This is a genomic window from Bacillus sp. LL01, from assembly GCF_001037965.1.
Genome location: NZ_LFEL01000003.1, coordinates 546,428 through 560,424 on the forward strand (window position 1 = coordinate 546,428; position 13,997 = coordinate 560,424).

Genomic DNA, 13,997 nt, shown 5'->3' on the forward strand with positions numbered 1-13,997 from the left:
GGTGGTGGATTTGTCTACAGAAGTAATGTCACAAAGTGAAATCGACGCGCTTCTTTCAGCCCTTTCAACAGGCGAAATGAACGCCGAGGAACTGAAAAGGGAAAATCAGGAGAAAAAAGTGAAGATCTATGACTTTAAACGGGCTCTTCGATTTTCCAAAGATCAAATAAGAAACTTGACAAGGATACATGAAAACTTTGCTAGGTTATTAACTACCTATTTCTCAGCTCAACTCCGGACCTACATACAAATCAATGTGGCATCTGTCGATCAGCTACCTTATGAAGAGTTCATTCGGTCTATACCGAAAATGACCATTCTGAATGTATTTGAAGTGACCCCACTTGAAGGAAGAGTAGTGCTTGAAATAAATCCTACAATTGCATATGCCATGCTTGATAGACAACTCGGCGGTAAAGGGTCAGGTGTCAACAAAGTGGACAGCTTAACAGAAATTGAGACCAGACTGATGACCACCCTCTTTGAAGGGGCAATTGAAAACTTCGGGGAAGCGTGGGATTCAGTGATTGAGATTCAACCCTTTTTGTCGGATTTAGAAGTGAATCCTCAATTTCTTCAGTTGGTTTCCCCGAACGAAACAGTAATAGTCATTTCCATGAATATTACAATCGGTGAAGTGACAGGGATGATTAATATCTGCATTCCACATGTCGTATTGGAACCGGTCATTCCGAAATTATCTGCGCACTACTGGATGGAAGATAAGAACAAAGTCCGCCAAGATCATGAAGTGGAAACCTTAGAAAAAGTTGTAAGGGCAACTACTCTAACGGTAACAGCAGAATTGGGGAATTCGGAAATATCTTTTTCAGACCTTTTGAACATTAGTATTGGGGATGTACTTCCTTTGCACCAGAAAATAGATGAGCCGATATATGTCAAAGTGGATAAAAAGCCTAGTTTTTATGCTCAGGTGGGTCAGGTGAAGAAAAACATGGCCGTACAGATTATAGAAAAAATTAAGGAGGGTTACGAGGATGATGAGTGATGGAATGTTATCTCAAGATGAGATAGATGCCTTGCTTCGAGGAACAGATAGCAGCGATGAGGAACCCCTCTTTATTGATCATAAAATAGAAGAATATCTATCTACATTAGAACAAGATGCACTTGGTGAAATTGGGAATATATCATTTGGAAGTTCGGCAACTGCATTATCAACTTTGTTGAATCAAAAAGTCCAAATTACAACACCTAAAGTCACATTAGTGGAAAAGAAGCGATTGGAAAGTGAGTTCCCTGATCCGTATGTCGCCATACGTGTAAGTTATACGGAAGGTTTCAGTGGATCAAACATTCTGGTGGTGGAACAAAAGGATGCAGCCATCATTGCAGATTTGATGCTTGGAGGGACAGGGGAAAACCCTCAATCTGACTTTGACGAAATACACCTGAGTGCGGTCCATGAAGCGATGAATCAGATGATGGGTTCAGCAGCCACTTCCATGTCTACTGTATTCGCAAAGAAGATAGATATTTCTCCACCATCTGTGATGCTGATCGATTTCAAAGCAGGTGATGGTGCTGCAGAAATGCCTGAAGATGAATTACTGATCAAAGTGGCATTTTCAATTAAAATCGGAAGTTTGATCGATTCATCTATCATGCAGATTCTTCCGTATCCTTTTGCCAAAAAGCTGGTGGAAGAGCTGTTGCATCATAACGACGACTCAGATCAAATTCCAGTAACGAAAAAGCAAGAGGCAGAAGCTGTGAAGAACCAAACTGCAGCGGCAATCTATGAAGAGCATAACCAAGTAGCTCCTACTTCACAGTACCACCAAGAAGGGGAGCATGTATCATATGACAACGCTCCTACAAGAGAGCATGCTTATGCTGGTGGCCAAGCAAGATCTAACGCTTCTTCTAAACAGCAGCCTTCTGTGAATGTACAGCCTGCCGTTTTCTCCAACTTTGAAACAACAGCTGTGGAAGATTCTGAACCGAATAACTTGAGTATGCTCTTGGATATACCTCTTCAAGTTACTGTAGAACTTGGAAGAACAAAGCGTGCTGTCAAAGATATCCTAGAATTGTCAACAGGCTCCATTATTGAACTGGACAAACTTGCTGGGGAACCGGTTGATATTCTTGTCAATAACAAACTTATCGCACAAGGCGAAGTGGTAGTGATTGACGAGAGTTTTGGAGTAAGAGTAACAGATATTGTAAGTCAAACAGATAGAATCAGAAAACTTCGATAGATCCTAGGAGGAATTGACATGAGTAAAAGAATTTTAATAGTAGACGATGCCGCATTTATGAGAATGATGATTAAAGATATCCTTACCAAAAATGGATATGAGGTTGTAGGAGAAGCTGCAGATGGGGTACAGGCAGTCGAAAAATTCAAGGAGCACCATCCTGACCTGGTTACAATGGACATTACCATGCCTGAAATGGATGGAATCACTGCTTTAAAAGAAATAAAGGCGATTAATCCAAATGCAAAAGTTATCATGTGTTCTGCGATGGGGCAGCAAGCAATGGTAATTGATGCAATCCAGGCAGGTGCGAAAGACTTCATCGTAAAACCATTCCAAGCGGATCGAGTTATTGAAGCTATCCACAAAACTCTTTCGTAGAGGTGTCAGTTTTGTATGCTAACAAGATAATACGTATTTTACTAGTGGTGATTTTTCTGTTTGTATTGCCCATTTCAGGCAATGCAAACGAAAAAGAAGGTCTGAATGACAGCGTATATAACCAATTACAGGACCAAGAACCACAATCTGATCAGTCTGACAGGGACACGGACACTCCTTCTCAAGAAGAACAAGTTATATTGGAGCAAAAACCGCCCTCTGTGTCCATTTTTGACTTCGTAAAAATGATCTTTGCGCTGCTTTTTGTGTTGGCACTCCTTTACGGTGCATTAAAGCTTATTAACAGCAGGAATAAAATGGACAGCGGACGGTCGGTTGAGAATATTGGAGGAACAAATCTAGGAAACAATAAGTCTCTTCAACTCGTTAAGGTGGGAAACAGTGTATTGGTTGTTGGTGTGGGAGACTCCATCAATCTTCTCAAGGAAATCACGGATGAAGAGGAACGAGAACAACTGATTCAATCCTACCGGGATCGTTCAGAGAATATGACTATCAATTCCGATAAGATATCAGGTTTGGTGAAAAAGTTCAAAGAAACGAAGAAAACAAAGAACCACTCAGCATTTTCCACTCTTTTACAAGATCAGCTAGGTCAACTCTCAAAAGATCGCCAAAAGAAGATGAACGAGATGGATGATAAGAAGGGGCATGGACAATGACGGAATTTATGGAACTTTTCAGTGGAAATGAAGCATCCACAGTCTCCACGTCTGTACAGCTTCTATTATTATTGACTGTTTTTTCACTTGCACCAGCCATTCTGATTCTGATGACGAGTTTTACACGGATAATTATTGTCCTTTCCTTTGTGAGGACGTCGCTGGCAACCCAATCAATGCCTCCAAACCAGGTCTTAATAGGACTTGCATTGTTTTTGACTTTTTTTATAATGGCACCAACCTTCGCACAAGTGAATGACCAAGCGCTTCAGCCCCTCTTCAACGAGGAAATCACGTTGGATGAAGCGTATGAGCAGGCAAGTATACCGTTAAAGGAATTTATGAGCAAACATACGAGACAAAAGGATTTGGCTCTTTTTATCGATTATGCTGGGATGGAGAGACCTGAAAGCATTGAGGATATCCCTCTAACAGTTCTTGTTCCTGCATTTGCGATCAGTGAATTGAAAACGGCCTTTCAAATCGGCTTCATGATTTTCATTCCGTTTCTTGTCATCGATATGGTTGTGGCAAGTGTGCTGATGAGTATGGGGATGATGATGCTTCCACCAGTGATGATCTCATTGCCGTTTAAGATTCTGTTGTTTGTGTTGGTGGATGGTTGGTATCTGATTGTGAAATCTTTATTGCAAACATTTTGAATGAGGTGTAAAAATGAGCCCGGAATTTGTAATATCAATGGCAGAACGAGGAGTATATACTATCCTTTTGATCAGCGCACCTCTTCTGATACTGGCTTTAGTTGTGGGCTTAATCGTAAGTATTTTTCAAGCAACCACCCAGATCCAAGAGCAGACGCTTGCTTTTATTCCGAAAATTGTAGCGGTGTTGGTGGGATTGGTTGTATTTGGTCCATGGATGCTATCCAACATGCTTTCCTACGCCTTGGAAATTTTCAATAATATTCACCGGTATGTGAGTTAGTCTCATGCTGGAATGGATGAACTATTTTCCGGCGTTTTTATTGGTGTTGACTAGAATTACCGCGTTTTTTGTGACGCTTCCACTCTTTTCTTATCGGAATGTTCCTTCCACTTTTAAAGTGGGTTTTGGATTTTTCTTTGCGCTTGTCATGTCTTTTTCGTTGGACCTGCCGATCATAGGAATTGATGGGGCATATATCCTGTTGGTAATGAAAGAGTTGATGGTGGGCTTGCTGATTGGCCTTGTCGCTTATATGGTACTGACAGCCATCCAGATTGCAGGTGGATTCATTGACTTTCAAATGGGATTTGCGATTGCAAATGTCATTGATCCTCAAACAGGAGTGCAAAGTCCCATTATCGGACAATTCTTCTATATGTTCGCTATGCTGCTTCTCTTGGCTGTAAACGGCCACCATTTGATGATGGATGGAATCTTTTACAGCTATGAATTTATTTCCATTACGCAGGCTTGGTTGCCGCTTGGGGATGAAGGGCTTTTCGAATTTGTCCTAAAAACAGTCAATTCCATGTTTATTATTGCACTTCAACTTGCCATACCCATTGTGGGAGTCCTTTTTTTAGTGGATGTCGCATTAGGTATAGTTGCCCGGACAGTTCCCCAATTAAATGTGTTTGTTGTTGGGCTTCCTTTGAAGATTGGCGTAAGTTTTACTACCATCATTTTTTCTTTGACCATACTTTTTACGCTTTTTTATAAACTCTTTGAATTGATGCTACATACGATGAGAGGTTTAATGGAGTTGCTTGGAGGTTTCTAGATGACAAAATGGGTGAGGTTGGACCTACAATATTTCTCCGGTGAAAAAACGGAGAAAGCCACACCAAAAAAGAAGCAGGATACAAGGAAGAAAGGCCAGGTTGCAAAAAGTGCAGATGTTAATACCGCCTTTGTGTTAATAGCAGTATTCCTATGTTTGCTTGCCATCGGTCCGTGGATGAAAGGTGAGATTATGACACTGTTTGTTCAGTCCTTTCAAATTTATATGTTGGAGGAAGTGACAATCGACAGAGTGCATATGATTTTCTTGGAGCTGATCATGCAGTTGATTTGGATAATCGGCCCGATTATGCTAGCTGCCATCTTGGGTGCAATCATAGCAAACTATCTTCAGGTAGGGCCTTTGTTTTCAACGGAAGCTATTCATATGAAACTTAACAAGCTCGACCCCATTCAAGGGTTCAAACGGATCTATTCGGTTCGTGCCATCGTTGAATTTGTTAAATCAATGCTGAAAATCGTCTTTGTCGGAATCATCACCTTTTCCATTCTCTGGATGAGCCTTGAAGAAATCCTGATCCTTTCGCAAAAAAACATTCACGAGGCATTTGCTTTTTTAGGAGCCCTGACTGTTCGGATGGGTCTTTTTGCAGGTGGAGCATTGCTGTTTTTGTCCATTTTTGATTACTTTTATCAGAAATTCGACTACGAGAAAAACATCAGAATGTCCAAGCATGATGTGAAGGATGAGTACAAAAAGGCGGAAGGGGACCCGCTTATCAAATCCAAAATCAAGCAGAAGCAACGTGAAATGGCGATGCAGCGCATGATGCAGGATGTGCCACAGGCCGATGTCATCATAACAAATCCAACTCACTATGCCATTGCGTTGAAATATGATGAAACAAAAGGTGATGCACCAATTGTTCTTGCAAAAGGTGTAGATTTTATTGCTAAAAAAATTAAAGATAAGGCAAAGGAACATAATGTCGTTACAGTAGAGAATAAACCGCTTGCTAGAGCACTTTATAGCCAGGCTGAAATAGGAAACGCCATTCCGGAAGAATTCTTCCAGGCGGTTGCAGAAATTTTGGCATATGTCTATCGGTTGCAAAATCACGTGAAATGATAGGTGAAAGAAAAGGAGAGATAGTAATCTATGTCAATAAGAGATTTATCCGTTTTACTTAGTGTCATCCTAATTATTGCCATGCTAATTATTCCTTTTTATCCTTGGATGCTAAGTATTTTTATCATTATTAATATCTCCCTTGCACTGATTGTCCTTTTGACAACCATGAATATTCAGGAGCCATTGCAATTCGCCATTTTCCCTTCCTTGCTTTTACTACTGACACTGTATCGATTAGGTCTAAACGTTTCTACGACAAGATCCATTCTTAGTGAAGGTACTGCGGGTACTGTTGTAGAAACGTTTGGAACATTCGTGGTTGGTGGAAATGTGGTAGTTGGACTTGTAGTCTTTATCATCTTGGTGGTTATTCAGTTCGTTGTTATTACCAAGGGTGCTGAACGTGTTTCGGAGGTTGCTGCCCGCTTCACATTGGATGCCATGCCTGGAAAACAGATGAGTATTGATGCAGATCTGAACGCAGGAATGATTTCCGAACAGGCTGCAAAAGAAAGGCGCGAGAAGATTGCCAAAGAAGCTGACTTCTATGGAGCCATGGACGGGGCAAGTAAATTTGTAAAAGGGGATGCCATTGCTGGAATCATTATCGTCTTCATCAATGTCATTTTCGGTATTGTCATCGGGATGGCACAGATGGGATTAAGTTTTGGAGAGTCGGCTCAGAAGTTCACCTTGCTTACTGTAGGGGACGGGATTGTTTCTCAGATTCCAGCTTTATTGATTGCTACAGCAACAGGTATTGTCGTAACTAGAGCGGCATCAGAGGGTAATCTTGGTGGAGATATCACGAGACAGCTATTTGCTTATCCGCAAATGCTTTATGTCGCAGGGATAACCATTCTGCTCTTGGGCATTGCCACTCCGATTGGACCATTGCTCACAGCACCTGTTGCAACTCTTATCATTGTAGGAGCGTATATGATTGGCAAGAAGCAGAAAGAGGATGTGTATGTGGAAGAGGAGACGGAGGAGGAAGTGGTTACCGACGAACTCCGTAGTCCGGACAGTGTCGTAAACTTGTTATCAGTAGATCCGGTTGAATTCGAATTCGGGTATGGGTTGATACCGTTGGCTGACTCTAAGCAAGGTGGCGACTTGCTCGACAGAATTGTCATGATTAGGCGTCAACTTGCCCTTGAGCTTGGTTTAGTCATCCCGGTCGTCCGCATCCGTGATAATATTCAGCTTCAGCCTAACGAATACCGTTTGAAAATCAAAGGCAATGAAGTGGCAAAAGGGGAACTGCTGCTCGATCACTATCTGGCAATGAGCCCTGGTATGGAGGAAGACAGTATCGAAGGTATCGATACGATTGAACCTTCATTTGGGTTGCCTGCAAAATGGATAAGTGATGATATGAAAGATGAAGCGGAGATGTACGGATATACGGTGGTAGATCCTCCATCTGTTGTATCCACACATATAACGGAGAAAATGAAACAGCATGCTTATGAACTTCTTGGAAGACAAGAAACGAAACAGCTGGTGGATCATCTGAAAGAAAGCACTCCAATCCTGGTGGAGGAAGTAACACCATCTCCACTATCTATCGGTGATGTCCAAAAGGTGCTGGCCAAGCTGTTAAAGGAAAATGTTTCGATACGTAATCTTCCGATTATTTTCGAAACTTTGGCAGACTATGGGAAAATGTCGGCGGATACCGACCTGTTGACAGAATATGTGAGGCAGGCTCTAAGCAAACAGATCACCAATCAATATGTAGTAGGCAACGAATCCTTTAAGGTAGTTACTTTGGCAGGAAGAGTGGAAAAGCTCATAGCGGATCATATTCAGCAAACTGAACACGGCAACTTTTTATCACTGGATCCCAATGTATCCATGGAAATTGTCCAAAAGGTGGGAGAGCAGATGGAACAGTTCTCGGTCTATGAACAGACACCAATCCTTTTATGTTCCCCTGCGGTAAGGATGTACGTCAAGCAGTTGTTGGATAGATATCTCCCGCAGGTCCCTGTTCTATCCTACAATGAATTGGAAGCAAGCATAGAAGTGCAAAGCATAGGGGTGGTGAATGTGGAAGGATGAAAGTGAAAAAATACAAGGCGGAGAATATACAGGAAGCCATGCAGCTGGTCCGGATGGAGTTAGGGGATGAAGCTGTCATTCTCAACTCCAAAGCCGTGAAAACAACTAAATTCTTTGGTCTTTTTTCAAAAAATAGTGTGGAAGTGATTGCGGCTGTCGATGAAGATATGCCAAAGCCAATCGTAAATACAAAGTATGATGATTTATATAACGTCAGAGAATTAAAAGTGCATCCGATTGATAATCAAAGTCCTCGTCAAAAATTGGAACAAGACCAGGTGTTGGACAGTATCCAGGAAATGAAAAAAATGATGAAGAGTATGACAAAGGGAAATCATAGAGACCCTGCCCTTCCAGATTTTTTTCATCAACTGGAAGAAAAGTTGGCTCAAAGCGACATTGGTGTGACCTATTCTGAAGAGATAATGGAAAATGTCTACCTTAAATGGCTTGAAAAGAAATCGTTGAATTTTAAATCGGTGTTAGAACTGATTGAAAAGGAGTTATTTCACTCATTAGAAGGTATCAGTTTTGAGGAGAACACTTTTAAGAAGAAATTTGTCTGCCTGGTTGGGCCGACAGGTGTAGGGAAGACGACAACACTTGCAAAGCTTGCTGCAAACGCCTCTCTGAAGCAGGGGAAATCGATCGGTTTCATCACAACGGACACCTACCGGATCGCGGCAATCGAGCAATTAAAAACGTATGCAAACATACTAGAAGCACCTATTGAGGTATGCTATTCGGCCGAGGATTTTAAATCTGCTAAAGCCAACTTTGCTAACTTGGATGTCGTATTTATTGATACGGCCGGCCGAAATTTTCTTAATGGACAATTTGTGGACGAGTTGAAAGAAGTTCTGGATTTTCAAGAGGAAATGACAACCTTTCTAGTATTATCCCTTACATCCAAACTTGCTGACATGAAGAAAATCATCGACCAGTTCTGGAATGTGGGAATACATAAGTTCATTTTCACCAAAAAAGATGAAACCACTTCATGCACTGCCATGTACAGTATTTCGAGAATGTACAAAAAAGGGACAGCATTTGTGACGGATGGTCAAAATGTACCGGAGGATCTTATCCCATATTCGAGAGAGCTGATGGTGAGCTCAGTTGTTGAGGAATTACAAGAATGAATGATCAAGCAAGATTACTAAGAGAACAAGTGATCCAAGCAAGGGAGACGCAACTCTCTACAAACAAAAAAGAAGCAAAGGCCATTGCGGTCATGAGCGGAAAAGGTGGAGTGGGAAAGTCGAATTGGTCCCTTAACTTTTCTTTGACTCTTCAGAAGAAAGGCTACAAAGTTTTATTGTTTGATATGGATATCGGGATGGCCAATATTGATATTTTATTGGGGACCACACAAAGATATAGCATCATCCACCTGTTTGAATCAGGTCTCACCATGGATGAAATCATTCAAAATGGACCAGAAGGCTTATCGTATATTGCAGGTGGTTCAGGGCTGAAGGATATTTTTCATTTCAATGAACAGAAACGTAATCACTTCCTTTCCCAACTCCAAGAGCTTTCTTATCAATATGACTATATACTCTTTGATATGGGAGCGGGCATAACAACTGATACTCTTCAATTGATCTTGTCCTGCAATGAAATTTTCCTTGTTACCACTTGTGAGCCTACTGCGATGACAGATGCATACTCTGCCCTGAAATTTATCCACAACCATGATCAGGGCATCCCTTTTCAACTGATCATCAATCGAGCTATGAATCCGGATCATGCCAAATTGACTGCTGACAGACTTCAATCCGTCACGCAACAATTTCTGCAAAAGGACCTTTTGCACTTGGGTTTCATACCTGACGATAAACATGTCTCTTTGGCTGTAATGGAACAGACGCCTTTTGTAATTAAATACCCCACAAGCAAAGCAAGTAAGGCAATCGAGAATCTAACTGCCAGGTATCTGAATGAAAGCAACTCTTTTACCATCAAGAACAATTACACATTTATGACAAAGCTGCGTCGACTGTTTCGTTAGCTTGAAAGGGAGAGGAAGACGTTTAATATGAAAAAAGTGAAAGTTCTAATAACAGATGATTCCATCTTCATGCGAAAGTTGTTATCGGATCTACTGGAGAAGCATCCACTGATTGAGGTGGTGGCAACCGCGAAAAATGGGATAGAGGCATTGGAAAAAATTCATGAGTATTCACCTGATGTGGTCACGTTGGATGTAGAGATGCCTCGAATGAATGGGTTGCAAGCTTTGAAAAAAATAATGGAAGATCACCCAGTACCAACTATCATGCTTTCCAGTACAACTTCAGAAGGGTCTTTGAACACGATCATTGCCATGGAACAGGGAGCAGTGGATTTTGTAGCCAAGCCATCAGGTGCAATATCACTGGACATTCACAAAGTAAAAGAAGAATTGATAAAGAAAATTCTTCTTGCATCCAAGTCAAACTTAGCGTCTTTTAAGCTTGAAAGCAAAAAAGCAGAAAAAACACTGTCCCCTAAAAAGAAATATAGTAAAATAGACCTATTGGAAAAACCTAGCAACATTATCGGTTCGGTAGTTTGTATAGGTACATCTACCGGTGGACCAAGGGCTCTGCAAACCTTACTAACAAAACTTCCGAAGTCTTTTCCGGCTCCTGTTTTTATCGTACAGCATATGCCAAGGCATTTTACAAAATCACTGGCAAACCGGCTGGATACCATGAGCGAAATAAGCGTGGTGGAAGCAGTGCACAATCAAAGAGTCGAAGAAGGAACAGCATATATTGCACCTGGAGATTTCCATATGGAAGTAGTAAAAAAAGGCGGGAAGATGATAATACAACTTCATGATTCCCCTCCGCTTAAAGGTCATCGCCCATCTGTAGACACATTGTTTTCTTCCATCAGCAATTTAGAAAACTATCAAAAGATTGCGGTAATCCTTACAGGAATGGGCAGTGATGGCTCTGAAGGTCTAAAGCATTTGAAGGAAAAGGGAGTGGAGGGTTCTCTAGCCCTTGCCGAATCAGAGGATTCTTCTATTGTGTTCGGAATGCCGAGAGCTGCAATACAGACAGGTTTTGTAGATGAAGTGCTTCATTTAGACGATGTTGCGCAAAGGATTCAACAATACATATTGTCATAGGGGTGCAATGAATGGACTTAAACCAATATTTAGATATTTTTTTAGAAGAGAGCAAGGAGCATTTGCAAACAATCAATAATCAACTTTTAGAGTTGGAGAAACAGCCTGCCAACATTGAAATTGTAAACGAAATCTTTCGGTCAGCTCACACCCTTAAAGGAATGTCCGCAACAATGGGATATGAAGACCTTGCCAGTTTGACTCACCAAATGGAGAATGTACTTGATCTTATCCGTAATAGTAAATTGAATGTTACTTCAAACCTTTTGGATATTGTTTTTCGTTCTGTTGAATACCTGGAAGAAATGGTCATTTCCATTTCCAATGGTGGAGACGGTAAAAAAGATGTGAAAGAAGTGGTAGCCCTTCTTATCAAAATTGAGAAAGGGGAAGATTATTCTCCTCAAGCATCCTCTGAGGTGAAACCTGGGGCTGAAAACACGTACGACTCCTATGAACTTACCATATTGCAACAATCTGAGGAACAGGGCTACTTTCCGTATGAGGTTACCGTCACTCTCAGACAGGACTGCCTCCTAAAGGCTGCCAGAGTATTCATGGTGTTTGAGGTAGTGGAAGGGATTGGGGAAGTAATTAAATCCAACCCGTCCGTGGATATGCTAGAAGAGGAGAAATTTGACCACAGCTTCCAAATTACGATGGTGGCGAAAGAAGATGAAAAAAGCATAGAAGCTAAAATTATGAAAGTTTCGGAACTTGATTTTGTAAAAATAAAAAAGCTGGATACTAAATCCCTATCAAGTGCCGAATCAGATAGCCAAGCTGAAAATGCAGTCCACGAGGTTTTGTCTGCACAAGAAGAAGCAGCTACAGCAGTTGCCACGATAGAGAAAAAGGAAGAAAAGGTCAGTAACTCCAAAGGATCTGCCATTTCCAATAAAACTATCCGGGTAAGCATCGAGCGTCTCGACGGTTTGATGAATCTCTTTGAAGAACTTGTAATCGATAGAGGGAGACTTGAACAGATCTCCAAGGATCTTAATGAAACGGAACTGATTGAAACGGTGGAAAGAATGTCGCGGATATCCAATGACCTTCAGAACATCATTTTGAACATGCGGATGGTTCAAATCGAAACGGTCTTTAACCGTTTCCCTAGAATGGTAAGGCAATTAGCCAGAGATTTGGGTAAAAAAGTGGATATCGATATCTTAGGGGCCGAAACGGAGCTTGATAGGACTGTGATGGATGAAATAGGCGATCCTTTGGTCCATCTATTACGTAACGCAATAGACCATGGTATCGAAACTCCTGACGTGCGAATGGCAAAAGGTAAGACGGAGGAAGGTAAAATCACGCTGAAGGCATACCATAGCGGGAATCATGTTTTTATTGAAATCTTGGATAATGGCGCAGGTATATCCAGAGTGAAGGTGCTCAATAAGGCGATGAGCAAAGGGATCATTTCGCAACAGGACGCAGAAAGGCTGAGCGATCAGGAAGTGTATCAATTAATTCTATCGTCCGGTTTCTCCACTGCAGAAGTTATTTCCGACATATCTGGTCGTGGAGTTGGTCTTGACGTAGTGAAAAACACCATCGAGTCACTGGGAGGAAGAATCACTATTGATTCAGTGGAAGGGGCCGGAACGACATTTTCCATCCAACTTCCGTTAACTCTTTCAATCATTTCCGTTTTATTGACAGAGATTGAAAATGAAAAATATGCCATTCCCTTATCTTCTATCATTGAAACTGCCATCATAAAGAAGGAAGAGATTCTAACGGCACATAACCAGGAAGTAATCGATTTTAGAGGAAAAATAGTACCGGTAATATATTTGGACAAAGTGTTCCAGGTTGAAAAATTGAAAGAAAACAAACCAGATTTTTATTCTCTTGTTCTCGTTAAAAAAGGAGAGAAAATAGCAGCACTGGTTGTGGACTCTTTTATTGGCCAGCAGGAAGTCGTCCTTAAAGCATTAGGGCAATATCTCAGCTCCACCTTTGCTATAAGCGGCGCAACAATCCTAGGAGATGGCCAAGTTGCACTTATTATAGATTGTAATGCCTTGATAAAATAACTTGGTTAAATGATTTTGTTGATTTTAGCAATAGTATAGCTGTTGATTGGTACGGATGGCGAAGACTCCAGCGGGGGAGTAGCGACAATCTTGAGACCCCGCAGGGCAAAGCCCGAGGAGGCTCAAGGTCGCCCCGCGGAAAGCGAAGGCATTGCGGAAATCAACAGCGGTGTTTAAAAAGATAGGAGGGGATTACAGATGCAGGAAACCGCACAAAAAATGAAGCTCATCATATTCGAACTCAAAGGCGAAGAATACGCCATCCCTGTTCAGCAAGTTCGTTCCATAGAAAAAATGATGCCAATTACGCGTGTACCAAATGTCCCACATCACATTAAAGGTGTTATAAATCTTAGAGGGGTCATCACTCCAATAGTGGATCTGCGTTCCCGTTTTGATTTGGAGGAAAAATCCCCGACAGAATCTTCCCGAATGATCATTACCGTTGTGGAAGATCTAGAGGTTGGATTTATTGTGGATGCAGCAAATGACGTAGTGGATATTACGAAAGACACAATAGAGCCTGCGCCGGATGTCATCGGGTCTGTTGAGAACAAGTATGTACAAGGTGTTGTGAAGATCGACAAAAGGCTCTTCGTATGTCTTGATCTGGATGAAGTTCTTCAGCTTGAAAAACTCAAAGGTTGAGGACAA

Annotated in this window: 14 protein-coding genes; all 14 read left to right on the forward strand. The window is 41.4% G+C overall.

The genetic code is table 11. The features are described 5' to 3' along the window. The first annotated feature begins 10 nt into the window (after positions 1-10). Positions 11-1,009 (forward strand): flagellar motor switch protein FliM, encoded by a 999-nt coding sequence (gene fliM / locus AB685_RS12260; protein ID WP_047970878.1) that lies wholly within the window; start codon positions 11-13, stop codon positions 1,007-1,009. Further along, positions 999-2,225, forward strand: coding sequence for a flagellar motor switch phosphatase FliY (gene fliY, locus AB685_RS12265; RefSeq protein WP_047970879.1), 1,227 nt, complete (start codon positions 999-1,001; stop codon positions 2,223-2,225). Before fliM ends, fliY begins: the two co-directional genes overlap by 11 nt. 18 nt (positions 2,226-2,243) lie before the next feature. Beyond that, complete coding sequence (locus AB685_RS12270) at positions 2,244-2,606, forward strand: response regulator (RefSeq protein ID WP_047970880.1); 363 nt, start codon at positions 2,244-2,246, stop codon at positions 2,604-2,606. A gap of 11 nt (positions 2,607-2,617) precedes the next feature. Continuing rightward, entirely contained in the window at positions 2,618-3,289 is a 672-nt protein-coding gene (locus AB685_RS12275) for a flagellar biosynthetic protein FliO (RefSeq protein ID WP_047970881.1), read from the forward strand. Next, a complete protein-coding gene (fliP, locus tag AB685_RS12280; RefSeq protein ID WP_047970882.1) occupies positions 3,286-3,951 on the forward strand; it encodes a flagellar type III secretion system pore protein FliP in 666 nt (221 codons plus the stop codon). Before AB685_RS12275 ends, fliP begins: the two co-directional genes overlap by 4 nt. Positions 3,952-3,964: 13 nt before the next feature. Continuing rightward, on the forward strand, positions 3,965-4,234 hold the full coding sequence (gene fliQ / locus AB685_RS12285; protein WP_010193366.1) for a flagellar biosynthesis protein FliQ: 270 nt from the start codon (positions 3,965-3,967) through the stop codon (positions 4,232-4,234). 4 nt (positions 4,235-4,238) lie between these two features. After that, positions 4,239-5,015, forward strand: coding sequence for a flagellar biosynthetic protein FliR (gene fliR, locus AB685_RS12290; RefSeq protein WP_047970883.1), 777 nt, complete (start codon positions 4,239-4,241; stop codon positions 5,013-5,015). Continuing rightward, positions 5,016-6,104, forward strand: coding sequence for a flagellar biosynthesis protein FlhB (gene flhB / locus AB685_RS12295; protein WP_047970884.1), 1,089 nt, complete (start codon positions 5,016-5,018; stop codon positions 6,102-6,104). It begins immediately after the preceding gene. Positions 6,105-6,134: 30 nt separating this feature from the next. After that, entirely contained in the window at positions 6,135-8,174 is a 2,040-nt protein-coding gene (gene flhA / locus AB685_RS12300; RefSeq protein ID WP_047970885.1) for a flagellar biosynthesis protein FlhA, read from the forward strand. Beyond that, positions 8,171-9,316 carry a flagellar biosynthesis protein FlhF gene (gene flhF / locus AB685_RS12305; RefSeq protein WP_047970886.1) on the forward strand — a complete coding sequence of 382 codons (1,146 nt, stop codon included), beginning with the start codon at positions 8,171-8,173 and terminating at the stop codon, positions 9,314-9,316. Before flhA ends, flhF begins: the two co-directional genes overlap by 4 nt. After that, positions 9,313-10,188, forward strand: a complete 876-nt coding sequence (locus tag AB685_RS12310; RefSeq protein WP_047970887.1) for a MinD/ParA family protein — start codon at positions 9,313-9,315, stop codon at positions 10,186-10,188. The genes flhF and AB685_RS12310 overlap by 4 nt, the downstream gene beginning before the upstream one ends. A gap of 27 nt (positions 10,189-10,215) precedes the next feature. Continuing rightward, positions 10,216-11,298: a chemotaxis response regulator protein-glutamate methylesterase gene (locus AB685_RS12315; RefSeq protein ID WP_047970888.1), complete on the forward strand. Its 1,083-nt coding sequence runs from the start codon at positions 10,216-10,218 to the stop codon at positions 11,296-11,298. Positions 11,299-11,309: 11 nt separating this feature from the next. After that, on the forward strand, positions 11,310-13,343 hold the full coding sequence (locus AB685_RS12320; protein ID WP_047970889.1) for a chemotaxis protein CheA: 2,034 nt from the start codon (positions 11,310-11,312) through the stop codon (positions 13,341-13,343). Between the two features lie 198 nt (positions 13,344-13,541). Beyond that, complete coding sequence (locus tag AB685_RS12325; protein ID WP_047970890.1) at positions 13,542-13,991, forward strand: chemotaxis protein CheW; 450 nt, start codon at positions 13,542-13,544, stop codon at positions 13,989-13,991. Positions 13,992-13,997: the final 6 nt, after the last annotated feature.